The organism is Frigoribacterium sp. AC512 (genome assembly GCF_979258295.1).
In genome coordinates this window covers 384,659-407,481 of sequence record NZ_OZ409850.1, presented here as the reverse complement: position 1 = coordinate 407,481, position 22,823 = coordinate 384,659, and the positions used below count along the sequence as shown (strand labels likewise).

Annotated in this window: 24 protein-coding genes; 18 read left to right on the top strand and 6 right to left on the bottom strand. The window is 73.8% G+C overall.

All coding sequences use genetic code 11. From position 1 onward, the window contains the following. Positions 1 to 11: 11 nt before the first annotated feature. The 6 genes from ACZZ97_RS01735 to ACZZ97_RS01710 all read left to right on the top strand — a co-directional run bounded on the left by ACZZ97_RS01735 (position 12) and on the right by ACZZ97_RS01710 (position 4,846). Positions 12 to 1,085, top strand: coding sequence for an extracellular solute-binding protein (locus tag ACZZ97_RS01735; RefSeq protein WP_463472080.1), 1,074 nt, complete (start codon positions 12 to 14; stop codon positions 1,083 to 1,085). Further along, on the top strand, positions 1,085 to 2,311 hold the full coding sequence (locus ACZZ97_RS01730) for an adenosine deaminase family protein (protein ID WP_463472079.1): 1,227 nt from the start codon (positions 1,085 to 1,087) through the stop codon (positions 2,309 to 2,311). The genes ACZZ97_RS01735 and ACZZ97_RS01730 overlap by 1 nt, the downstream gene beginning before the upstream one ends. A gap of 34 nt (positions 2,312 to 2,345) precedes the next feature. After that, entirely contained in the window at positions 2,346 to 2,594 is a 249-nt protein-coding gene (locus ACZZ97_RS01725) for a zinc-ribbon domain-containing protein (protein WP_123546918.1), read from the top strand. A gap of 258 nt (positions 2,595 to 2,852) precedes the next feature. Beyond that, positions 2,853 to 3,359: a DUF4383 domain-containing protein gene (locus ACZZ97_RS01720; RefSeq protein ID WP_463472078.1), complete on the top strand. Its 507-nt coding sequence runs from the start codon at positions 2,853 to 2,855 to the stop codon at positions 3,357 to 3,359. A gap of 215 nt (positions 3,360 to 3,574) precedes the next feature. Beyond that, a complete protein-coding gene (locus tag ACZZ97_RS01715) occupies positions 3,575 to 4,177 on the top strand; it encodes a TetR/AcrR family transcriptional regulator (protein WP_314100580.1) in 603 nt (200 codons plus the stop codon). A 381-nt stretch (positions 4,178 to 4,558) separates the two neighbouring features. Then, positions 4,559 to 4,846, top strand: a complete 288-nt coding sequence (locus ACZZ97_RS01710; RefSeq protein WP_314100579.1) for a hypothetical protein — start codon at positions 4,559 to 4,561, stop codon at positions 4,844 to 4,846. A 57-nt stretch (positions 4,847 to 4,903) separates the two neighbouring features. On the opposite strand, the gene ACZZ97_RS01705 is transcribed toward ACZZ97_RS01710, so the two are convergent. The 6 genes from ACZZ97_RS01705 to ACZZ97_RS01680 form a co-directional block, all read right to left on the bottom strand. Continuing rightward, complete coding sequence (locus ACZZ97_RS01705) at positions 4,904 to 5,122, bottom strand: hypothetical protein (RefSeq protein WP_463472077.1); 219 nt, start codon at positions 5,120 to 5,122, stop codon at positions 4,904 to 4,906. A 166-nt stretch (positions 5,123 to 5,288) separates the two neighbouring features. Continuing rightward, positions 5,289 to 6,812, bottom strand: a complete 1,524-nt coding sequence (locus ACZZ97_RS01700; RefSeq protein WP_463472076.1) for a cryptochrome/photolyase family protein — start codon at positions 6,810 to 6,812, stop codon at positions 5,289 to 5,291. 316 nt (positions 6,813 to 7,128) lie between these two features. Further along, entirely contained in the window at positions 7,129 to 9,246 is a 2,118-nt protein-coding gene (locus ACZZ97_RS01695; protein ID WP_463472075.1) for an iron ABC transporter permease, read from the bottom strand. Positions 9,247 to 9,250: 4 nt separating this feature from the next. Further along, entirely contained in the window at positions 9,251 to 10,243 is a 993-nt protein-coding gene (locus tag ACZZ97_RS01690) for an iron-siderophore ABC transporter substrate-binding protein (RefSeq protein ID WP_463472074.1), read from the bottom strand. Further along, positions 10,240 to 11,178 carry an ABC transporter ATP-binding protein gene (locus ACZZ97_RS01685; RefSeq protein ID WP_463472073.1) on the bottom strand — a complete coding sequence of 313 codons (939 nt, stop codon included), beginning with the start codon at positions 11,176 to 11,178 and terminating at the stop codon, positions 10,240 to 10,242. The genes ACZZ97_RS01690 and ACZZ97_RS01685 overlap by 4 nt, the downstream gene beginning before the upstream one ends. Before the next feature lie 70 nt (positions 11,179 to 11,248). Then, the gene (locus tag ACZZ97_RS01680; protein WP_463472072.1) at positions 11,249 to 11,692 is read right to left on the bottom strand and encodes a MarR family winged helix-turn-helix transcriptional regulator; all 444 of its coding nucleotides are present in this window, start codon (positions 11,690 to 11,692) and stop codon (positions 11,249 to 11,251) included. Between the two features lie 102 nt (positions 11,693 to 11,794). Here ACZZ97_RS01680 and ACZZ97_RS01675 point away from each other — a divergent pair, with 102 nt between their 5' ends. The 12 genes from ACZZ97_RS01675 (at position 11,795) to ACZZ97_RS01620 (ending at position 22,735) form a co-directional block, all read left to right on the top strand. Continuing rightward, positions 11,795 to 12,163 (top strand): VOC family protein, encoded by a 369-nt coding sequence (locus tag ACZZ97_RS01675; protein WP_192043249.1) that lies wholly within the window; start codon positions 11,795 to 11,797, stop codon positions 12,161 to 12,163. Between the two features lie 93 nt (positions 12,164 to 12,256). After that, positions 12,257 to 13,594, top strand: coding sequence for a hemolysin family protein (locus tag ACZZ97_RS01670; RefSeq protein ID WP_463472071.1), 1,338 nt, complete (start codon positions 12,257 to 12,259; stop codon positions 13,592 to 13,594). 457 nt (positions 13,595 to 14,051) lie between these two features. Then, positions 14,052 to 14,195, top strand: a complete 144-nt coding sequence (locus ACZZ97_RS01665; protein WP_158614632.1) for a hypothetical protein — start codon at positions 14,052 to 14,054, stop codon at positions 14,193 to 14,195. A 100-nt stretch (positions 14,196 to 14,295) separates the two neighbouring features. Continuing rightward, the gene (locus ACZZ97_RS01660) at positions 14,296 to 14,616 is read left to right on the top strand and encodes a hypothetical protein (protein ID WP_314103999.1); all 321 of its coding nucleotides are present in this window, start codon (positions 14,296 to 14,298) and stop codon (positions 14,614 to 14,616) included. A gap of 165 nt (positions 14,617 to 14,781) precedes the next feature. Next, positions 14,782 to 15,246, top strand: coding sequence for a MarR family winged helix-turn-helix transcriptional regulator (locus ACZZ97_RS01655; protein ID WP_463472070.1), 465 nt, complete (start codon positions 14,782 to 14,784; stop codon positions 15,244 to 15,246). A gap of 100 nt (positions 15,247 to 15,346) precedes the next feature. Beyond that, on the top strand, positions 15,347 to 16,975 hold the full coding sequence (locus tag ACZZ97_RS01650; RefSeq protein WP_463472069.1) for a serine/threonine-protein kinase: 1,629 nt from the start codon (positions 15,347 to 15,349) through the stop codon (positions 16,973 to 16,975). Between the two features lie 110 nt (positions 16,976 to 17,085). Next, positions 17,086 to 17,235 carry a hypothetical protein gene (locus ACZZ97_RS01645; RefSeq protein ID WP_314104307.1) on the top strand — a complete coding sequence of 50 codons (150 nt, stop codon included), beginning with the start codon at positions 17,086 to 17,088 and terminating at the stop codon, positions 17,233 to 17,235. A 195-nt stretch (positions 17,236 to 17,430) separates the two neighbouring features. Continuing rightward, complete coding sequence (locus tag ACZZ97_RS01640; RefSeq protein WP_463472068.1) at positions 17,431 to 18,927, top strand: Mur ligase family protein; 1,497 nt, start codon at positions 17,431 to 17,433, stop codon at positions 18,925 to 18,927. Positions 18,928 to 19,118: 191 nt separating this feature from the next. After that, positions 19,119 to 19,790, top strand: a complete 672-nt coding sequence (locus ACZZ97_RS01635) for a hypothetical protein (RefSeq protein WP_314104302.1) — start codon at positions 19,119 to 19,121, stop codon at positions 19,788 to 19,790. Next, on the top strand, positions 19,772 to 20,698 hold the full coding sequence (locus tag ACZZ97_RS01630) for a S26 family signal peptidase (RefSeq protein WP_463472067.1): 927 nt from the start codon (positions 19,772 to 19,774) through the stop codon (positions 20,696 to 20,698). Before ACZZ97_RS01635 ends, ACZZ97_RS01630 begins: the two co-directional genes overlap by 19 nt. Next, on the top strand, positions 20,695 to 22,017 hold the full coding sequence (locus ACZZ97_RS01625; protein ID WP_463472066.1) for a hypothetical protein: 1,323 nt from the start codon (positions 20,695 to 20,697) through the stop codon (positions 22,015 to 22,017). Before ACZZ97_RS01630 ends, ACZZ97_RS01625 begins: the two co-directional genes overlap by 4 nt. A 262-nt stretch (positions 22,018 to 22,279) precedes the next feature. Continuing rightward, positions 22,280 to 22,735 (top strand): SRPBCC family protein, encoded by a 456-nt coding sequence (locus ACZZ97_RS01620; RefSeq protein WP_463472065.1) that lies wholly within the window; start codon positions 22,280 to 22,282, stop codon positions 22,733 to 22,735. The last annotated feature ends 88 nt before the right edge of the window (positions 22,736 to 22,823 follow it).

Sequence of the window (22,823 nt, the reverse complement as noted above, 5' to 3'; positions counted from 1 at the left end):
AAAGGACCACCATGACCCGCACCTCCCGCACACGGCCCCTGGCCCTCGCCGCCGGCCTCGCCGTCTCCGCCGTCGTGCTCGCCGGCTGCTCGTCGGGCGACGCGTCGTCGTCGGACGCCGAGAGCATCGTCGTCAGCACGTTCCCGTTCGGCGTCGAGGAGTTCCAGGAGGCGGTGGTCGACCCGTTCACCGAGGCCACCGGCATCGAGGTCGAGATCGAGACCGGCTCGAACGCCGACCGGCTGTCGAAGCTGCAGCTCGCCGACGGCGACCCCGGCATCGACGTCATGCTGATCAGCGACTACTACGCGGCCCTCGGCCAGGAGGACGACCTGTTCCAGCAGGTCGAGGCGGCCGACGTGCCGAACCTGGAGACCATCGCCGACTTCGCGACCGAGGACGCCTACGTCGGCCCGGCCTACAGCTACCAGCTCAACGGCACCCTCTACTCGACCGACGAGCTCGACGCGGACGAGGCCGCCGACTGGTCGCTGTACGGCGACTCCGACCTCGAGGGCCGTGTGGCCCTGCCCGACATCTCGGTGACCGCCGGCCAGCTGATGGTCTCGGGCGTCGCCTCCGAGTTCGGCGACGGCCCCTACGACATCGACGCCGCGCTCGAGCAGCTCGGCGAGTGGTCGCCGAACGTGCTGCAGTTCTACAGCTCGTCGACCGAGGTCACCAACCTGCTGACGCAGGGCGAGATCGTCGCCGCCGACGCGCTGAGCGGCTTCGCCACCGACCTGGTCGCCTCGGGCGAGCCCGTCGCCTGGACGCCGCCCGCGACCGGCAAGTACATGGCCACCAACCGCGCCATGATCCCGACGGGCGCCGAGAACGTCGACGGCGCCTCGCAGTTCGTCGACTACCTGCTGTCGGCCGAGGCGCAGTCGTCGTCCGCCGAGATCGTCGGCGATCTGCCCGTGAACCCCGACGCGACCATCCCCTCGACCATCCAGGACGTCGTGGGCGACATCGCCGCCGACCCGATCGCCGCCGGCTACGCCACGCTCGACCCGACCGAGCTCGTCCCGACGCGCGCCGAGTGGGTCGACCGCTTCGCTCGCGAGGTGACGTCGCGCTGATGGGTGCCGACGCACGCGCCCTGACCTCCGACCCGCTGCCGGCCGGCTCGCCGACCGCCTCCTCGCCCGCCGCCGGTTCGCTGGCCGTCTCCTCGCTGCCCGGATGGTACCTCGATCGGATGCCGAAGACCGACCTGCACTGCCACCTGATCGGCACCGTGCGGGCGTCCACCTTCGCCGAGCTCGCCCGGCGCGAGGGCCTCGCCCTGCCCGCCGAGCCCGAGCGGATCTTCGCCGACATCAACTCGCTGCCGCCCGACCCGGCGCTCTACCGCGACACGCGCGTCCCCGTGCCGCAGGGCCGCAGCGAGGGCGAGCCCGACGTGTCGTACTCGCTGTTCCAGGCGTCGAACTGGGTCGTCGAGGTGCTCCGCGACGCGGACGACCTGACCCGCATCACCTACGAGGCCTTCGAGGAGGCGCACCGCAGCAGCGGGACCCGTCACCTCGAGCTGTTCTTCGACGCCGTGCCGCCGCACCTCGAGTCGCTCGGCTACGCCGGGTCCGTCGAGGCGTACGCGGAGGGCATCCGCATGGCGGAGCGCGACTTCGGCATGACGGGCCGGATGATCCAGGGCATCGACCGCAGCAAGTCGGGCGAGCACGCCCTCGCCCTCGTGCAGCAGGTGGTCGACCACCCGCACGAGTACGTCGCGGGCATCGGGCTCGACAACCTCGAGACGTCGGGCCCGCCCGAGCGCTTCGTCGACGCCTACCGGCTCGCCGGGGAGGCCGGCCTCGGCCGCACCGCGCACTCGTCCGAGCACGCGCCGACCGCGGTGAACACGATCACCTGCCTCGACCAGCTCGGCTGCGACCGCATCGACCACGGGTACTACGTGCTCGAGGACGACGACGTCGTGGCGCGGATGCGCGACGAGCAGGTCGCGTTCACGGTCGTCTCGACGACGTCGCGCCGCTCATGGCGACCGTGGCGGCGCGCGTCGATCGCCGCGATGCTCGACGCCGGGCTGAACGTCGTCCCGGCGTCGGACGACCCGGGCATGTTCCCCACGTCGCTCGCCCAGGAGTACCGCATCGTCTCGGAGCAGATCGGCGCGAGCGCCGACCAGGTGCGGCGCATGGCCCTCGCCGGCGTCGACGCGTCGTGGCTGCCCGCGGCCGAGAAGGCGGCGCTGCGCGAGCGGTTCGTCGCCGAGCTCGCGGCGCTCGACTCGCAGCTGGGGTCGGAGGTCGGGTCGGAGCTCGGGGTCGGTGCTGGCTGAACGTCGGCGGCCGGGGCCTCGGTAGCGTCGGGGGATGTTCCTGCTCTTCGGCACCTCCGTCCGCCAGGCCCTGCTGACCGTCGTCGTCTTCGCCTGCCGGTTCTGCGGACGCACCGTCGACCAGCAGGTCGCCCGCCGCTCGACGCGCTTCACGCTGTTCTTCGTGCCTCTGTTCACCGTGTCGAAGCGGTACCACGTGCAGTGCACGAACTGCGGCGGCGTCACCGACCTCACGCGGGAGCAGGCCGAGCACTCGCAGGAGTGGGCGGCACGGCAGGGCTGACGGGCACCTCCTCGGCTGCTCGCACCGCGCCTCCTCGGCTGCTCGCACCGCGCCTCCTCGGCTGCTCGCACCGCGGCTCCTCCTGTCCGCCCCGTCGTCGCGCCGCCCCTGCCTCGCGCTCCGTCGCCGTGTCAAGGGGTGCAGCGCGACGTGATCGCGGGCGAGGGCGCGGTGGTCGACTGGGGCGTCAGCGAGCCGCCGCCACCGGGCGGCCCGGACCCCGGGGCGCCGACGCGCCCACGACCGACAGGAGCCGCCATGAGCACCACCGCCCGCACCGACGACCGCCGCTACGCCGCCACGCCCGTCCAGAAGGCGAGCCTCGTCGTCGGCGTCGTCTTCTTGCTCGTCGGGGTCGCCGGCTTCGTCCCGGGGCTCACCACCGACGTCGACTCGCTCCAGTTCGCCGGGCACATGTCGGGCGCGATGCTGCTCGGGGTGTTCCAGGTCTCGGTGCTGCACAACCTCGTGCACCTGCTCTTCGGCGTCGCCGGCGTCGCGCTCGCCCGCAGCGCCTCGTCCTCGCGCAGCTATCTGATCGTCGGCGGCGTGGTCTACCTCGTGCTCTGGATCTACGGCCTGTTCTTCGGCGACCACGCCGGGAGCAGCAACTTCGTGCCGCTGAACCAGGCCGACAACTGGCTGCACCTCGGCCTGGCCGTCGGCATGGTCGCGCTCGGCCTGCTGCTGGGGCGTCGCCGCACGGTGACCCGATCGACCGGTCCTGTCGGCTCGACCGGCTCGGCTCCTCGCACGCGCGGCTGAGGCGGCCGCCGCGCCAGCGTCCCCCGTGGTCGCCGCGAGGTGGGGCGGGGCCGGGACGACCGGCGTCGCGCCTCCTCGTGCGTGGGTGGGCGTGGCACCCGGGTTGGGGGCGCGGAGGGGGTGGTCGGGACCGGCTGCCTGCTCCAAGCTGGGGACACGGACGACAGGCGGGGACTCACCCACCCGCCGCGACCGCCAGCCACCGAGGAGACCGCGTGAGCACCATCACCGCGCACCACGAACCGAGCGCGTTCGAGACCAGCGTCGCGGACCGCAAGCGCATCGTCGCCGCCACCGTCGAGACGCTCGACGTGCTGGGCTGGGACGCGACCGACGTCTCCGCCGTGGCCCGGACCGCCGGCATGTCGCCTGCCTGCGTCGAGCGGCACTTCCCGTCGTGGGAGGGGCTCGTGCTCGCCGCCGTCGACCGGTGGAACCTCGACCGCTTCGAGCAGGTCGCCCGCGAGACGGCGGGCGCGGCGACGCTCGGCTTCGTGCGCGGACTCGTCGCCCACAGCAACGTGCACCGCGGGCTGTCACGCTCGCTCATGACGCTCTCGATCGGCTCGGCCGACGCGGGCGACCTCTCCGGACGGTTCGTCCGCGACAGCTACCGCGACTTCCACGCGATGGTGTTCCAGGGGCTCGCGTTCGACCTCAGCCAGGGCGACGTGCCCGCGGGCACCGACGTCGCCGCGCTCTCGACGAGCGTCGTCGCGCTGTACATGGGCCTGCAGCTGCAGATGCTGCTCCAGCCCGACCACGACGTCGTCGTCGCGTTCGACCTCGGGCTCGAGGGGCTCACCCGCGGCTGGTGACCGCCGCCCGCTCCCTCGTCGCCGGTCTCTCCTCATTCAGGAAGATCTGTCCTGCGTTGCGCGACGGGGGGAGCGGGGGCCCTGAGTCGTGCACGGATCAGGAGTCCGCGACGACCGCCTCCTGAGTTGCGCTGCGGCGCGGTCGACGCGGCGTGCGCATCGGCCGGCGCCGAGGGAGCGAGCTCGACGACCGAGACGCGCGCGGCGTGAGAGACGAGCGCGAGCGCAGCCGCGGCATGACGTGTCGAGGACTCAGGCGTCCGTGTCGTCGAGGCGCCCGCTGCTCGGCAGCGAGCACGCGTCACGACGCCGATGCCTGAATCCTCGACACGGGGAGGCGCGGACGAGCGCCGAGGACCCCGGACGTGTCAGGCTCGGTGCATGCGCATCGACGAATGGTGGTCCGAGCTCGTCCCCTCGACCCGACAGTGGCTGATCGACAACGCGGGCGACGTCGTCCCCGCCTGGGTGCTCGAGCAGATCACCGCCGTCACGGGCGAGCCGACGGCCGACGACGACTGGGCCGCCGACGTGGACGCCGAGGAGTTCTACCTCTCGGACGACGCGACCGACTGGATCGAGGCGGCCGGCAACGACGAGCTCGACGACCTGGACGAGAGCGAGCTCGTCACGGACGACGAGGAGGCGGCGGGCACGTCCGCCAGCTGACTCGCGACCACGATGGTGACCGCGTCGGCGGTCGCGTCGCTGAGAGCCGCAGGGAGCTCAGAGCGCGGGGACCTGCGCGTCGTCGTCCGCCGAGCCGAGCAGCGCGCGCGGGGCGGCGCTGACGCCGAGCGCCTCGCCGAGGTGGTCCGCCGTGCGGCGGGCGAACGAGCGACGGGCCGAGGCGGCGAGGGCACGCCGCTCGGCGGCCGCCTCCCACACGCCGGGGTCGGTGACGTCGTCGACGAACAGCGGTCGGCGTCGTTCCTGCTCGTTCATCGTGGCCTCCTCGGGGTCGTGTCGGGTCTGCACGATGTTCGCAGCCCGAGGCCCAGAGGAGGGAATCGAGGACGCCCCCCAGTTCTGGTGATTCGTTCGACGGCCAGGCAGCCGTCCGGAGTCGAGGGACGGCGCGGCGCGGCGCGAGCCGAGCGTGACGCGATCGTCAGGGGGTCGTGCGCGCCGCCTCCTGCGCGATCACCTCGTCGAGGTCGTCCAGCCGACGGAGCCCCTGGAGGGGACGCATCATGCGCGGGTTGCCCTGCAGCGCCGGCTCGACCCGGTCGAGGAACGCCCAGTAGCCCGCCGTGAACGGACACGCCGTCGGGCCGACCCGGACTGTCGGCGAGAACGGGCACGAGCCGCAGTGGTCGCTCATCGAGTGGATGTAGCGGCCCCCGGCGGCGTAGGGCTTGGTGGCCACCACTCCCCCGTCGGCGTGCTGGGACATGCCCACGATGTTCGCCGGCATCACCCACTCGGTGCCGTCGACGAAGACGTCCGTGAACCAGTCGGTGAGCTCGGCCGGCCGGTAGCCGCGCTGCAGCGCCCAGTTGCCGAGGATCATCAGCCGCTGGATGTGGTGCGTCCAGCCGTGCTGGTGCACCGTCTCGAGGGTGCTGCGCAGGCACTCGGCCTGGACCTCGGTCGCGTCGACCTCCCGCCACCACCGGGGCAGCGGCTCGGTCGCGCCGAGGGCGTTGTTGTCGGTCGTGTACGACTCGCCCAGGTGCCAGTACAGGTGCCAGACGTAGTCGCGCCAGCCCGCGATCTGACGGACGAAGCCCTCGACGCTCGCCAGGGGCGCGCCTCCTGAGGCGTGGGCCTCGAGCACGCGCTCGATCACGTGCCGGGGGTCGAGCACGCCGAGGTTCATCGGGACGCTGAGCAGGGAGTGCGACATGGTCCAGTCGTTCGAGAGCATCGCGTCCTCGAAGGGGCCGAAGTCGCCGAGGCGGGTCTCGACGAAGTCGTCGAGGGCAGCCTCGGCCTCGGCCGGGGTGACCGCGAAGCGGCGGCGGTCGTCGGCACCGACGAACACGACGCTGCCGTCGGCGACCCACGCGTCGAGGTCGGCACGCACCGCGTCGTCGATCTCGTCCTCGTCGGGCCAGACCGGGTCGGGCAGGCCGAGCGTCGTCGCGCCCTTCGGCGGCGGGTTGCGGTTCTGCTCGTCGAGGCTGAACTTGCCGCCTGCCGGCCCGTCGCCCTCGATCAGCCAGTCCTCGCGGCGACGGACGGTCTCGTAGTGGTTCTCCATGAGGAGGCGCCCCTTGCGGGAGGCCGCCCAGGTCGCGAACTCCGCCTCGCTCGTCACGAACCCGCGGCTCGGCAGCACGCGGACGTCGCGGCCCTCTCGGCGGACGGCCGCGCGGAGCTGGCGGTCGGGCGGGTCGACGACCTCGAACGGGCCGAGCCCGGCAGCGTCGTCGAGCACCTCGTCGAGGGTCTCGACCTGCACGTGGGCGGCCCGGTCGCCGAGCGCGGCGACCCGGTGCCGCAGCGCGGAGAGCCAGAGGTGCGCCTTCGCGCGGTGCATCGGCCGACGGGTGAAGGCGTCGCGCGCCTCGACCACGACGACGGGCCCGCCGTCGTCGAACTCGTCTCCGTACTGCCCGGGCAGGATCAGCCGGGCGCGGGCGCGGGCGGGGGCGGGGGCGCGGACGTCGGCGGCAGGCGTCTCGGACATGCTCGGAACCTACGCCCCGCCTCCGACATCGCCCCCGGCTGGCCGACGACTGACGCCGCCGCCTCGCCGAGTGGTCAGCAACTGTCGTCCGGACGGCCGACAGGGCCGAATTCGGACCACTCGTCAGCCGCCGCCGGGCGTCCCGACGCCCAGCCCCGGCCGAGTGGTCAGAAAGTGTCGTCCAGACGGCCGACAGGGCCGAATTCGGACCACTGGGTGGTGACAGAGGCGGGATAAGCGACGGGAGGGGAAAGAGGAGGCCTGGTGCGAGGAGGCGCGACGGCAGGAGGCGCGGTGGCAGGAGTAGGGGCAGGGGCTAGCGCCGGCGGGCGGCTCGGCCGCGCCAGAGGAGCCAGACGAAGTACGGCGTCCCTATCAGCGCCGTGAGCAGCCCCGCGCCGAGCTGGGCCGGGGCGATGACGGTGCGGCCGAGGACGTCCGCGAGGCCGACGAGCGCCGCGCCGAGGACGACGGCGACGGGCAGCACGCGGGCGTGGCGGGCTCCGACGAGCGAGCGGGCGGCGTGCGGGGCGACCAGCCCGACGAACCCGACCACGCCGACGGCGGCGACCGCGGCGGCTGTCAGCAGCACCGCGAGCGACAGGAAGAGCAGGCGCGACCTCGACAGCGAGACGCCGAGCAGCCGGGGGGTGTCGTCGTCGAGGGCGACGAGGTCGAGTGCCCGGTGGCTCGTCCCCGCGACGACGAGGCCGACGACCAGCCCGAGGGCGACCGGCACCGAGTCGGCGAACGAGCGGCCGTAGGTCGACCCCGACAGCCAGGTCAGGGCCTTCGCGCCGTTGAACGGGTCGGTCAGGATGATCAGCAGGCTGATGGCCGCGGCGGTCGCGGCGGCCACCCCGACGCCGATCAGCACGAGCCTGTTCTGCGGGAACCCGCCGCGTGCGGCCAGGCCGAAGACGACCACCGCCGCGACGACGGCCCCGGCGAACGCGGCCCCGGCGACGCCCCAGCCCGAGATCGCGGGCACGCTGGTCACCGCGACGACGGCGCCGAGCCCGGCTCCCCCGGAGACGCCGAGGATGCTCGGCTCCGCCAGCGGGTTCCGCGTCACCGACTGCACGAGCCCCCCGGCGAGGGCGAGCGCAGCCCCGGCCAGCAACGCGGCGACGACCCGCGGCACCCGCGTGTCCAGCACGTAGCTGACGACCGGACCAGCCCGCCCGGTCGCCCAGTTGGCGACGTCGCCGAGCAGCAGCACGGCGTCACCGAGCAGCACCCCGGCGACGGCCACGCCGACCAGCACGACCACGAGCGCGGCGAGCACGAGCACGAAGCGACGCCGCGAGACCACCCGGTGCTGCTCGGTCGGGGTCGACCCGCCGTGGTCCGCCGCCCGGAAGGCCAGCACCACGAGCACGACCGCGCCGACGATCGACGTGACGATGCCGGTCGGCACCTGGACCGACGCCTCCGGCCCGACGACGGCACGCAGCAGCACGTCCGAGGCGAGCACCACGGCGGCGCCGGCGAGCCCGGCGAGCGACACGAAGACCCAGGTGCGGCGGACGCTCGGCACGAGCCGCCGCAGCGGCCGCACGAACGCGGGGGCGCAGAGCCCGACGAAGCCGATCGGCCCGGCGACGGTGACCGCCCCGGCCGAGAGCAGCACCGACGCGACGACGGTGACGACGCGGGTGGTGCGCACGTCGACCCCGACGCTGCGGGCCGCGTCGTCGCCGAGGCCGAGCGCGTCCAGCCGGCGCGTCATGAGCAGCACGACGACGAGGCCGACGAGCACGACCGGGGCCATCTGGGCGACCGACGAGAAGCCGTTCTGCCCGACGCTGCCCTGCCCCCACTGGTAGAGCCCCGCGGTCTCGCGAGGGAAGAGCAGCAGCAGCGCGCTCGTCACGCTGGCGAGTCCGAGTGCCAGGGCACTGCCCGCGAGCACGAGCCGCACCGACCCCGAGCCGAGGCCCGACAGGGCGAGGACGACGCCCGCGGCGAGCAGCCCGCCGACGAACGCGATGCCCGAGGAGGCGACCAGCGGCAGCGACAGACCGGTCACCGACGCGACCGCGAGGGCCGCGTACGCGCCGGCGTTCACCGCGAGGGTGTCCGGCGACGCGAGGACGTTGCGGCTGACGGTCTGCAACGCCGCCCCCGCGGCGCCGAGGGCCACGCCGACGAGGATCGCCGCCGCCATCCGCGGCAGGCGCGACGCCACGACGACGGAGGCGTCGCCCGCGGTCGCGGAGCCGGTCAGGGCCCGCCACACCTCGCGCGGCCCGACCGCCGCGGTGCCCTGCGTGACGTCGACGAGGGCGAGGAGCACGACGACCGCCGCCAGCACGACGACGACCGCCACGGCGCCGAGACCGGCACGGGGCGGGGCGGTGAGCCGCGCCTCCTGCCGGTCTGCGGCGACGGGCGGCGCGTCGGCGACGGGCGCCGGCTCCGTGACGGTCACCGGGTCAGGCCGTCAGCGTCTCGACGAGCGCGTCGACGTAGGCAGTCATCGAGGCAGGTCCGCCGAAGACCCAGACGCCGTCGGGCAGGCGGCGCACGTCGCCCGACTGCACGAACGGGAGCGACTGCCAGACGGCGTTCGACGACAGCGTGTCGGCGAACGGGTCGCCGTCGACGGCGTTCGAGAAGTAGAGGAACTGGGTGTCGGCGGGCAGCTGCGTCAGCCCCTCGACGTCGGTCGACGCGAGACCGTAGGCCGGGTCGCCCTCGAGCGTCCAGGCGTTGGTCAGGCCGAGCTCCGTCGTGACGTCGCTGATCAGCGAGCCCGTCACGTAGGGGCGGATGCTCACCTGGCCGGCGTCGACGTACCCGTCCGCGAAGGCGAACTGCGTGCCGGCGAGTCCGGCGTCGGCGAGCGCCTTCGTGCCGTCGGCCACGGCTTTCTCGTAGTCGGCGAGGACCTGCTCGGCGGCGTCCTCCGTGCCCGTCGCCGTGGCGATCATCCCGAAGTTCGTCTCCATCTGGCCGATCTGGTCGGAGGCGTCGGCCGAGACCACCTGCAGCACCGGCGCGATGTCGCGCAGCTGCTCGACGGCGTCCGCGGGCAGGTCGGTGGTCGCGACGATCAGGTCGGGAGCCAGGGAGGCGACGGTCTCGACGCTGGGCTCGCCGCGGGTCCCGATGTCGGTCGGGTCCCCCGTCAGCGGCACGGCCGAGGACCACGCCTCATAGCCCTCGACGTCGGCGACGCCCACGGGCTCGACGCCGAGCGAGACGAGGTCGCCGACGACGTTCCACTCGGTGCCGACGACCTTCGTCGCCGGTCCGTCGAGCGTGATCTCGGTGCCGGTGCCGTCGGTGAGCGTGATCTGCTCGCCCGAGCCCGAGCCGGTGGTCGAGCCGCCGGCCGCCTCCTCGGTGGTGCCGCAGCCGGCGAGCACGAGGGCGGCCGAGGCGGCGAGGGCGGTGACGGCGAGGACGCGTCGTCTGCTGGTCATGGGTGGAGCCTCTCGGTTCTGGTGTGGTGACGGGCGACCGCACGGGTGCGGAGCCGGCCGGTGGAGGGATCGGTGTCGACCTCGATGTCGATGCCCCAGACCTCGGAGAGGAGGTCGGGGGTCAGCACGTCGGCGGGCGTGCCCGTCGCGCGGACGCGGCCCTCGTGCAGCAGCACGACCGTGTCGGCGAGCGCCGCGGCCTGGTCGAGGTCGTGCAGCACGACGCCGACGGCGATCTGCGACTCGTCGGCGAGGTCGCGCACCAGGTCGAGCAGCTCGACCTGGTAGCGCAGGTCGAGGTAGGTGGTGGGCTCGTCGAGCAGCAGCACCCCGGTCTGCTGCGCGAGGCAGCTGGCGAGCCAGACCCGCTGCAGCTGCCCGCCCGAGAGCTGGTCGACGCCGCGCTCGGCGAAGCCCTCCACGCCGGTGAGCTGCAGGGCGCGGTCGACGGCCGCCGCGCCTCCCGGGTCGGTCCTGCCCCAGCGCCCGCGGTGCGGGTAGCGGCCGAACTGGACGACGTCGCGCACGCTGAGGCCGCTCGGCACCGGGCGCCCCTGCGTGAGGAGGGCCACGTGCCGGGCGAAGTCGCGGACCGAGAGCGCCAGGCCGTCGGTCGGCGCGGCGGACGCTTCGGCCTGCCGGAGAGGCTGCTGCTCGAGCGACAGCGTCCCCGCCCGCGCCCGCTGCAGCCGGGCGGCGGTGCGGAGCAGCGTCGACTTGCCGCTGCCGTTGGGGCCGACGAGCGCGGTGACCCGGCCGGGACGCAGCTCGAGCCGGGCGTCGTGCACCACGTCGGAGGCGCCGTACGAGACCGAGACCCCGTCGGCGACGAGCGCGGTGGACTCGGTACGCGCCCCCGGCGCAGCGGGCGCCGCTGCGGCCGCGGACGGGGCCCAGGAGGCGGGCGTCACGAGGGCCGTGTCAGTCGGGGTCACGAGAACTGAGGTTAGCCTACCCTTAGCGACCGCCCGCAACCCGGTTCCTCGACGCCGAGACAGCCGGTCGTCAGCCGGGGTCGGCCTGCAGCGCGACCACCATGCTGCGCAGCAGGCGGCGCGCCTCGGGCCGGTCGGCCTCGCTCATCCCCGAGAGCATCCGCAGCTCGACGCCGCGCACCGCCGCGGTCGCCGCCGCGAGGCGTCGCCGCCCCGCGGGCGTCAGGCGGGCGGGCAGCGCCTTGCCGACCGGCGCCTCCGCGGGCCGGGTCACCGACCCGTCGCGCTCGAGCGCCTGGAGCAGGACGTTCATCGACTGCCGGGTCACGAAGGCCCCGCGGGCGAGCTCGGAGTTCGACAGCCCCGGCCGCTGCGCGAGCAGCTCGAGGCACGAGTAGTGCGTGACCGTCATGTCGAGCGGCCGGAGCACCTCCTCCATCGCCGTCCGCAGAGCGCTCGCCGCCTCCTTGAGCAGGTAGCCCAGCGACGTCTCGAGGTCGATCCCTTGACTCATGTCAGCAGTCTGACATAGGTTGATCCGTGTCAGAATACTGACACACAAGGCCGCGTCGCCTCACCACGACGTCACCTCACCCCGATCAGCACAGGAGCACCCATGCCCGTCACCGGCCCCGACTTCGTCTCCCTCCAGGTCCGCGACCTCGACGCCTCCCGGGCGTTCTACGAGACCCACCTCGGTCTCGTCCGATCGCCCGCCGGCCCGCCGCACGCCGTCGTCTTCACGACGACGCCGATCGCCTTCGCCCTGCGGGGCCTCCTGCCCGGCACCGACCTCGATGCGGTCGCCCAGCCCGGTCTCGGCGTCGCGCTCTGGCTGCACGCCACCGACGTGCAGGCGATCCACGACGCCCTCGTCGAGGCCGGCGTGACCGTCGTCGCCGAGCCGATCGACGGCCCCTTCGGCCGCACCTTCACGTTCGCCGACCCCGACGGGTACCACGTGACCCTGCACGACCGGGCCTGACGCACCCCCTCGCCCGCGGGTCGCGACGTGCAGAGCCTGCACCTCGCGCACGTTCGGGGCGATCTCCCGGTCCGCCCCGCCAGGATCGAGCGCATGGACACGGACACCCTGCTCAACATCGGCCTCGTCGTGCTCTTCGTGCTGATCGGCGGGGTGTTCGCAGGCACCGAGATGGCGATCGTCACCCTCCGCGACAGCCAGGTGCGGGCGATCGAGGCCAGCGGCGAGCGCGGCAGGAAGATCGGGCAGCTCGTCCGCAACCCGAACACCTTCCTCTCGGCGGTGCAGATCGGCGTGACCCTGGCAGGCTTCTTCTCGTCGGCCTACGGCGCCTCGACGATCGCCCCCGACCTCGTGCCCGGGCTGATGGCGCTCGGCCTCGCCGAGAGCACGGCGTCGACCGTCGCCCTGATCGGCATGACGCTCGTGGTCGCGTACCTCTCCCTCGTCTTCGGCGAGCTCGTGCCGAAGCGGCTCGCGATGCAGAAGTCCGTCGCGTTCACGAAGACGCTCGCGCCGCCGCTGAACGCCCTCGCCCGGCTGATGCGGCCGGTCATCTGGCTGCTGTCGGTGTCCACGAACGCCGTGGGGCGCCTCCTCGGCCTCGATCCCGACCAGAAGGAGGACGAGGTCTCGGCCGACGAGGTCCGCGACATCATCTCGAACACGAGCGAGATCGACCGTGACAGCCGCAGCATCCTGGCCGACGTGCTCGACGCCGACGACCGCCGCGTGGCCGAGGTGATGAGGCCGCGGCCGGACGTGTCGTTCCTCGGCGGCGACTCGTCCGTCAGCGACGGCTACCGCACCGTGCTGGCCCTGCCGCACTCGCGCTACCCCGTGGTCGGCGTCAGCCGTGACGACGTTCTCGGATTCGTGCACGTCCGCGACCTGATGGCGTCGGTGCCCGCGGCGGGCGGCGACCAGGCGACGACCGTCGCCGACATCACCCGGCCGATCCTCGCCCTGCCCGGCACGACCAAGGTGCTGGCGGCGCTCAGCACCATGCGCGACGACGGCCACCAGATCGCGGTGGTCATCGACGAGTACGGCGGCACCGACGGCATCGTCACGCTGGAGGACCTGCTCGAGGAGCTCGTCGGCGAGATCTACGACGAGTACGACACCGGCGACCGCGGCGAGGGCACGCTGGAGGCGGGCGAGAGCCGGGAGGTCGAGGGCGGCCTGATCGTCGAGGAGCTCGAGGAGCAGACCGGCGTCTCGCTGCCCGACGGCCCGTACGAGACGGTCGGCGGCTGGGTCTTCGACGCGCTCGGCCGCCTGGCGGTCGTCGGCGACACCCTCGCCGTCGACGGCGCCACCGTGGAGGTGGTCCGCATGGAGGGCTACCGGATCGCGACGGTGCGCGTGACGCCCCTGGAGCACCACGCCGAGCCGCCCGCAGAGGACCGCCTCCTCGCCGAGAGCTGAAGATAGCTCGGCATCGAGCGATTGGCAACCCCCTCGTCCTGGCGCGCCCGACGCCCCTAATGTCGACGCAGCGCACCGACGCGGGGTGGTCGACCCGAACCTCCGCCCCGTCGACGTCGATGCGCACATCCCGGTCGCCTGAACCCGGCCGGGGCGCCTCGAGCACCCTCCCCTGGTCTCCCCGTTCCGGAGGAGGGTGCTCGTCCAGGCCTCTCGCCGCGCGCACGCCGCGCACACGCCGCGTCCGTGCCGCGCGCACGTCGTTCGCGCGCCCTGCGTGGGCACTCCGGGTCCTTCGTCCTCGAGGGATGTCCGTTCTGCGAACTCTCTCAGCCATCTAGTTAGAGCGACTAGCGAGTCTGTGTAACCATTCGTGTGTACCGATTCACGGCGGTACGAGGGACACGAACCACATGCACCTCGAGGTCAGCGCAGGGCTGGCAGGAACGAGCAGGACATGACCACCACGCACCACTCCCCCTTCTCCGAGATCCGCGACGCCGACCGTCAGCTGACGCTCTTCGTCGTCGCCACCTCGGCTCTCGCCGCCTGCGGCACGCTGATCGCGGGCATGCTCTTCGCGATGGGCGCCGGCGCATGAGCGCCTCGACCTCCGCGGCCGTGACCGACGCCGGCCACCACCTCCTGGCCGAGACCCAGCCGCTGGACCTGGCCGAGCTCTTCGACTCGGAGGCACTCCGATGAGCGTCGACCTCCGTCGCCTCACGCACGAGGACCTCGTCGCCGCCGTCAGCGGTCGCGTGGGCGGTGCCGTGCGCCCCACGGCGACCGAGCTCGACAGCTTCTACGTCCGCGAGCGGTCCGTCCCCGCGGCCCGCATCGAGACCTACCCGCGTCGCCGCCGGGTCCGCGACGTCGTGGCGTCGATGGCCCAGGCGGTCGAGAACGGCGCCCGTTCCCTCGACGTCGTGCGGCCGCTCGAGGTGAGCTACGCCAGCTTCTTCGTCGACCCCGAGGCCGTGTCGGCCCGCGACGACCGCGAGATGGCGGTCGCCTCGTGACCTTCGCCGACCGCATCCTCGGCTCGGTGCCCGACGACCACGTCGCCTACTTCGACACCTCGATCGACGACGACGACCTCGACTGACCGTCCGCGCCCGACACGGACCACCGGCACTCGCCGCCGCTCCCCGACGACCTGACCACTCAGAGGACACCACCCCCGCATGCCGCACAAGATCCAGGCAGCCCGCCTCCACGCCGCCCTCGAGGCCTGGCGCATCACCGAGCAGCGACTCGACCGCCGAGGGTCCGCAGGTGCGCTGCCGCGGACCGAGCGTGACGCGCTGGCCCTGGTGCTGGCGGCGGAGCAGACCGACGAACCGATGACGCCCAGCACGCTGGCCGCGACCCTCGGCTTCTCGACGCCCGCGGTCTCGAACCTGCTGCACCGCCTCCAGGACGCCGAGCTGATCACCTGCACCCCCGACCCTGCCGACGGCCGCCGCAAGATCGTGACGACCACCGCGACCGGGCGCGACGCCTGCGACACGGTGACGAGTGCGCCCCACGTGCGCAAGTTCCTGATGGGCGTGCCGGCCGAGCAGGCGGAGGCGGTCAGCGCGTTCCTGGACGAGCTGAACTCGGTCATCGCCCAGCAGCAGACCACGGCTCCCGTCTCGGCCCGCTAGGCGCCGCTCCCCAGCCTGCGCGGCCCCTCGGCCTGGCCGCGCCCCGACCCCGTCGCCCGGCGCGGACACCTGTCCCGCCCCGCCGGGTAGCCTCGGGGTCATGGACGACCGGGACGACGACGCGACCGTGGACGACCGGGACGCACCGCGCCTCCTCGCTGGCCGCTACCTCCTCGGAGACGTCCTCGGGCGGGGCGGCATGTCGACGGTGCACCGCGCCGACGACCAGCTGCTCGGGCGGACCATCGCCGTGAAGCTGCTCAGCGCGCAGGGCTCCGACCCGGCCGACGCCCAGCGGGCCCAGAACGAGGTCGCCGTGCTCGCCTCGCTGAGCCACCACGCCCTCGTCACCCTGTACGACGCCGACGTCGCGCCGACCAACGGCCCGGGCTGGCTCGCGATGGAGCTCGTCGACGGACCGTCGCTCTCGTCGCGTCTGGCCGAGGGCCCGCTCGACACCACCGACGCGGCGCAGCTGCTCGTCGACCTGGCGGGCGCGCTGCACGTCGTGCAGACGGCAGGCATCGTGCACCGCGACGTCAAGCCGAGCAACGTGCTGCTCGCCCCCTCCCCCGTTCCCGGTCGCCGCTGGTCGCCCAAGCTCGCCGACTTCGGCATCGCCTCCCTCGTCGACTCGACGCGCGTGACCGCGACCGGCGCCGTGCTGGGCACGGCCGCGTACCTGAGCCCCGAGCAGGCCCTGGGCACGCGGGTCGGTCCGGCCTCCGACATCTACTCGCTCGGACTCGTGGTGCTCGAGGCTCTGACCGGGGAGCGGGCTTTCCCCGGCTCGATGATGGAGTCCCTGACCGGGCGCCTGCACCGTGACCCCGTCGTGCCCGACGCGCTCGGCCCGGAGTGGGCCTCGCTGCTGCGCGCGATGACCGCGCGCGTGGCGGACGCACGGCCGACCGCCCTCGAGGTGCACGCCCGGGCGGAGGCGCTGGTCGCGGGAGGAGGACGTGCCGACGACGCGCGCACCGGCGCGGCCACGGCGCTGATGCCGAGCGCTGACGGCGACGCGCCCACGCGACGTCTCCCGGCGGGTGCTGCGGCGGCGGGGCTCGGGGCCGCGGCCGGGCTCGGCGCTGCAGGAGCTGCAGGCGCGGGCGGCGCGGCAGGCGCGGCGACCGAGCGCTTCACCGCCCTGGGCGGCGAGGGCGGCACGGGCGGCACGGGCGGCTCGGGCGGCGCGGCAGGCTCCCCCGGGGGTCCGGGCGGCGCCTCCTCCGCGCCGGCCGAGCGCCGCAGCCGTCGCGGGGTCGTCATCGCCGGGCTCGTCGCCCTCGCCCTCGGCGCCGCCGCCCTGATCGGCTTCGCGGTCAGCCAAGGCGGCGACGAGCCGGTCGCGCCGGCGACGAGCGACAGCCCGGCCCCGTCCGAGACGACGCCGGCCGAGACCGAGCCCGCGGACACCCCGTCGCCCTCGACGGAGGACGAGGAGCCCGCTCCCGCGCCGTCGACGTCCGAGCCGACCGACGAGCAGAGCTCGCAGGCCCCGGCGCCGGAGCCGACGACCCCCGTCGAGGAAGTGCCCGCGCCGACCCAGCCCAGCCAGCCGGCGGCGCCGGGCAACAACGGGAACGGCGGCGGCGGCGGCAACAACGGCAAGGGCAACGGCAACGGCAACGGGGTGGGCGCCGGGGTCGGCAACGGGAACGGCAAGGGCGTCGGCGGCACCGGGATCGACCTGGGCAGCGTGAGAGGAGCTGTCGCCCCCTCTCCTTGATCGCTGGCCGCTGAGCGAAGCACCCCGGACGGGGTCTGTGCACGGGCGGCCCGAAAGGTCCATGCTGGGCGCGCCCGGGACCGACCGGGCCTGACCCGAGGGAGGCGCCCGTGACGTACCCCGATCCGCACCGCACCTCCTCCGTCCGGTCGGTCGGCGACCGCGAGCGCCGCCTGACGCTCCTCGTCATCGTCGGCTCGGCCCTCGCTGCGGGCGCGACGGCCACGGCCGGACTGCTCACGGCGCTCAGCCTGCTCTAGCCGCACGGCGCGTCGGGGTACACGCTCACGGAACCTCCTGCGGGTCACGGCGCACGATGGTCGTTCCGCCGCCGTCGTCCCGGGAGACCCGTGCCCCAGTTCTCGTTCCTTCGCCCCCGGCGGCCTGCCGGAGCGCGTCTGTCCGACCTTCTCGGCGACGGGTTCCGTCTCGTGCCGGCCGCCTCTCGCGACGACATGGGCAGGTCCGACGAGGAGGCCGCCCTCGACGTGCTCGTCACGAACGTCGCGGTGAACGACGCCGAGCTGTCGCCCGACGGGCTGTTCGCCGCCCTCCCCGGCCGTCGGGGCCACGGGGCGGACCACGTCGCCGCGGCCGCCCTGGCCGGCGCCGTCGCCGTGCTGACCGACGACGCGGGGGTCGAGCGCGCCTCCGCCGCCGGCCTCCCCTCGCTCGTCGTGGCCGACCCCCGTCGGCACCTGGGCCGCCTGTCCGCGAGGGTGAGCGGGACCGAGTCGCGGCGACCGCGCCTCCTCGGGGTCACGGGCACGAACGGCAAGACCACGACGGTGCACGTGCTCCACGCGGTGCTCCGGCAGCTGGGCGTCCCCGCCGGCCTGAGCTCCACCGCCGAGCGACGCAGCCTGGACTCGGCCGTCGCGAGCCGCCTGACCTCGCCCGAGGCGACGGAGCTGCACGCCCTCCTCGCGCGCATGGCCGAGGACGGCGTCCACACCGCCGCGCTCGAAGTGAGCGCCCAGGCGCTCAGCCGGCACCGGGTCGACGGGCTCCGCTTCGACGTCGTCGGCTTCACCAACCTCAGCCACGACCACCGCGACGACTACCCCACGTCCGCGAGCTACCTCGAGGCGAAGCTCGCCCTCTTCGACCAGCACCGTGCCGAGCGCGGGGTCGTGCTGCTGGACTCCCCTGCGGGCCGGGAGGTCGCGGCGCGCTCCCGCGTCCCCGTGACGACGATCGCGACGGAAGACGTCGAGGACGGGGAATGGAGGCTGCAGGTGACCGCGACCAGCGCCTCCTCGACGAGCTTCCGCCTCGAGCGGCGGGACGGCCGCGTGCTTCGGTCGTCAGTGCCGCTGATCGGACGGCACATGGCCGCCGACGCCGCGCTCGCCCTCGTCATGCTGGTCGAGGCCGGCCACGCCGTCGATGGGCTCCAGGAGGCTGTGGAGCTGGGCATCGAGGTGACGGTGCCCGGCCGCACCCTGGACGTCTCCGGCGTCGACGGGCCCCGGGTCTACACGGACTTCTCGCACACCCCCGACTCCGTAGCGAAGACCCTGGAGGCCCTGCGGACCGTGACGGACGGGCGCCTGGTCGTCGTGATCGGCGCGGACGGCGACCGGGACCCGTCGAAGCGCGAGCCGATGGGCAGGGCCGCCGCCGAGGCGGCCGACCTCGTCGTCGTGACGGACCACCACCCCCGCACCGAGGACCCCGCGCTCATCCGCCGGGCCCTCGTGGCCGGCGCGAGGACGGCCGCGGACGAACGACGACGACACCGGTGCCGAGAGCGCGTCGCCACGGTCGTCGAGCTCGCCGAGCCTGCGGCTGCCATCCGACACGCACTGAGCGACGTCGGCCCCGGTGACACCGTGCTCTGGGTGGGGCCCGGCGACACCGACTACCGGGTCGTGGGCACCGACGACGTGCCGTACTCGCCCCGCCAGGACGCCCGTGCCGCTCTGCGCGAAGCAGGCTGGCAGGCCTGAGCCGACCCGTGCCCGTCCGGGATCGGCCGAGCCCCACGAACTGGGGTGTCCTCACTTCTGTGGACATCGATAGCGTTGCATCGACCGGTGGGGGATCAGTCGTCACCGTCGTGCAGCCGCTGGGAATCGGCCTGTCACGACCGCGCCGGTCGCGACCGTGACCGACCGACCCGACTTGAAAGACCGATCACATGGCCTCCTCGTCCCACCGCGCCCGCGCGCGCCTCCGCACCACTCCCCTCGCCGTCGTCACCGGCCTCGCCGCCGCCGTGCTCATGGCCCTGACGATGTCGGGCACGATGTCCGCCTTCACCGCGAGCATCACGAACGCGAACGCCAACGTCAGCTCCGGCACCCTGCTCATGCGGCAGGAGGGGGCATCGGGCGGCGCCTGCTACAGCAACGGCACCGACAAGACCACTCCCATCTCCGCAGCGAACAGCACCTCCTGCACGAGCATCAACACGTTCGGCACCGGGTCGCTCGTGCCGGACTCGAGCGAGCCCCGGGCCGCCTCCACCCTGACCGTCTACAACGACGGAACGGTGGCCGCGAAGACCTTCACCCTCCGCAAGGCCGACATCTGCAAGCAGACCGCTTCCAGCGCCGCCAGCGGCACGGCCACCGGCTCGGCCAACGACGTCTGCGGCAAGATCACCCTCGTCATCTCGTCCGGCGGGACCCCGATCTACTCCGGAACGCTGCTTCAGCTCGGCGACAGCACGACCGCCATCACCCTGCCGAGCGTCGCAGCGAAGTCGAGCCAGTCGTTCAGCTTCGCGACGAAGCTCGCCGACGGCCTCTCCAACGACTACCAGGGCCTCACCGCCACGGTACCGCTCACGTGGACCTTCACCGCCTGAGCCGACCGGTCGCGGCGCCCGACAAGGCGTCGCGGCCGGCTCGCTCGCCGGGCCGGTCACCGCTCGGCCGCCGCGACGCCGCCCTCGTCGCCGGCGTCGTGCTCGCCCTCGGCCTGCTCATCGCCCTGGCGGTGCTGCACCTGTTCGGGGCCCGCACGTTCGTCGTCCGCACCGCCTCCATGGGGACCGCGGCGCCCGTCGGCACGCTCGTCGTGACGTCGCCCGTCACGGTCGACGAGCTGCGCGTCGGGGACGTCGTCACCTTCACGCCGCCCGGACGCGCGGGCACCACGTTCACGCACCGGGTCGCCGCTCTCGACCCCGACGGCGTCGTCACCCGCGGCGACGCGAGCGAGGCCGACGACCCGTGGCGCCTCGTCGACGCCGACCTCGTCGGCCGGGCCGACGTGCTGCTGCCCGGTGTCGGGTGGCTCGCGAGGGCCCTGCCGTGGCTGGTCGTCGGGGGCGTCGCGCTCTGGGCCGTCACGCTGCTGGTGCCGTCGCGGACCCACCGCTCCGCCCTGCGCGTCGTCGGCGCCGCCGGCGTGGTCGCCGCGGTGGCTGCGGCCCTGCGCCCGTTCACGGCCGCGACCGTCCTCGCCACGACCGCGAGCGACGGAGGTCGAGGAGGCGTCGCGACCGTCGTGTCGACCGGCCTGCTGCCGTCCCGCCTCGCGACCGAGCACGGCTCGTCCGTCGTCCTCGCCTCGGGCGAGGTGGGGGCGCTCGACCTGCCTGCCCTCACGACCGACACCCCGGCCGGCGGAGGCGTGCTCATCTCGATCGCCCCGCACCTCGACCCCGCCGGCTGGGTCGTCTTCGCGCTCGTCTGCCTGCTGCCCCTGGTGTGGTGCCTCACCGTCGGACTCGCGCCGCAGACGGCCGGGCGACGATCGGCCGCCTCGTGACCGGGACGATCGGCCGGCGCCGCCTCCTCGTCGTCGCCCTGCTGCTCGCGGCGCTCGTCGCCGGGCTCTGGACCGCCAGCCCCACCTCGGGCGCCTTCACCGCTGCCGTGCGGGGCACGGGGAACACGGCGACGACCGCTGCGTCGTTCCCGCGCACCTCCGGCCCCCTGCCGTACCGGTCCGGCTTCGCGGGCGGCGCCACCGACTGGACCACCTACGACGGCTGCTGGGCGACCACGACCGCCGAGGGGTTCGGCTACTACACGGAGAAGTGCGGCTCGCCGACGGCGGCCGCCCCCAAGGCCGTCACGGGCGACGCGGCCTGGACCGACTACACGGTGCAGGCCGACGTCAAGCTCGACGGCGGCAAGCAGGTCGGCCTGCTCGCCAGGGTGAGCGACCCCTCGCCGGGACTCGACCAGCACAACGGGTACTGGGCCTACGTCTCGTCGGCGGGCAAGCTCGAGCTCGGGAAGATGACCAAGGGCTCGTACAGGTTCCTCCAGACGATGGACGTGCCAGGGGGCATCGCCCTGAACACCTGGTACCACCTCGTCGTCCAGGTGACGGGCTGCACCGTCACGGTGTCGCAGAGCACGGCCGGGGCGAACGGCGACACCGGCGTGCGCGGGTTCACCTACGTCGACACCGGCTGCTCACCCACGCACCTCCAGGGCAAGGTAGGCCTCCGAGACTTCGAGGGGACCGGGGCCTGGCGGTTCGTCACGGTGACGGCCGGCGCCACGGCCAGCACCGAGCCACGGCCGTGGAACACGCCGTGGAAGGTCGCGGACATGTCGGCCTTCACGCCGTACGGAGGCGCCTGGTCGAACGACCAAGCGAAGGAGACCTACTCGAACACGCAGTCGGGCAAGGGCGACAAGTCGGTCGAGACCTCGCGCACCTGGGGCAACGCGTCCGTCACGGGCGAGGTGAGGTTCGACACCGCGACGAGCGCCGACCTCGACGCGGGCTACAACGTCCGGGTCCGGAACCCGGGCACGGGGACCGACCAGCTCGACGGGTACTACGGCGGCGTCTCCCGCACGTCGCTGATCCTCGGGAAGCACGTCGGCGGCACCTGGCGCGAGTTCGTCCGCACGCCCCTGCCCGCCGCCGTCCCGCAGGGCCAGTGGCAGCACCTGACGGTCGAGATGGTCGGCTGCACGATCACGGTGACGGCGCAGGCGTCGTCGGGCGGTCCGCGGACGACCGCGTCGCACACCGACACCGGGTGCGACACCACGCCCGGCAACGTCGGGGTCCGGACGCTCGGCATCCCCGCGTCGTTCCGCAGCATGGCGGTCACGCCGCGCTGAACGCGCGTCGCCCCGACGGGCACGGAGGAGGCGCGGGCCGGCCGGGCGAGTACGCTGCCGGCCCGCAGCGGGCGACGGGGGACGCCGCGTCACCCGGCACCTGACCATCGCCTCTGCACGTGGACGGGGCCGGCCCGCGCCTCCTACCGTTCACGTCGGCGGGCACGGCCTCGGACGAGGCCGCCCACCAGGGCCAGCCCCTCCGGGCCCCGGCCCACCGGGGCTCGCCCGCCCCACGACATCACGACAAGAGGAGAACACCATGGCACAGGCCATCGAGACGATCGACGTCGAGGTCCCCGTCCGCACCGCGTACGACCAGTGGACCCAGTTCGAGGAGTTCCCGAAGTTCCTCGACGAGGTCGAGTCGATCACGCAGACCACCCCCACGCTCACGGTGTGGAAGGTCAAGGTCGGACCGGTCGAGAAGACCTTCGAGGCGGAGATCACCGAGCAGCACCCCGACGAGCGCGTCGCCTGGACGAGCACCGGCGGCGAGGTCGACCACGCCGGCGTCGTGACGTTCCACAAGCTCAGCGACACCGAGACGCGCGTCACCGTGCAGATCGACTGGACCATCGAGGGCGTCCTCGAGAAGCTGGGCGCGGCCATCGGCTCCGACGGCCGGGCCATCAAGAAGGACCTCGCCAACTTCAAGCAGTACATCGAGTCGAAGGGCCAGGCCGACGGCGCCTGGCGCGGCGACGTCCAGGCGTAGTCCGTACGCCCGGGCCCCGGCCCGCAGACGGCGACGGCCCCGTTCCTCCTTCGTGGAGGGGCGGGGCCGTCGCCGTGCGCGGCCGCGT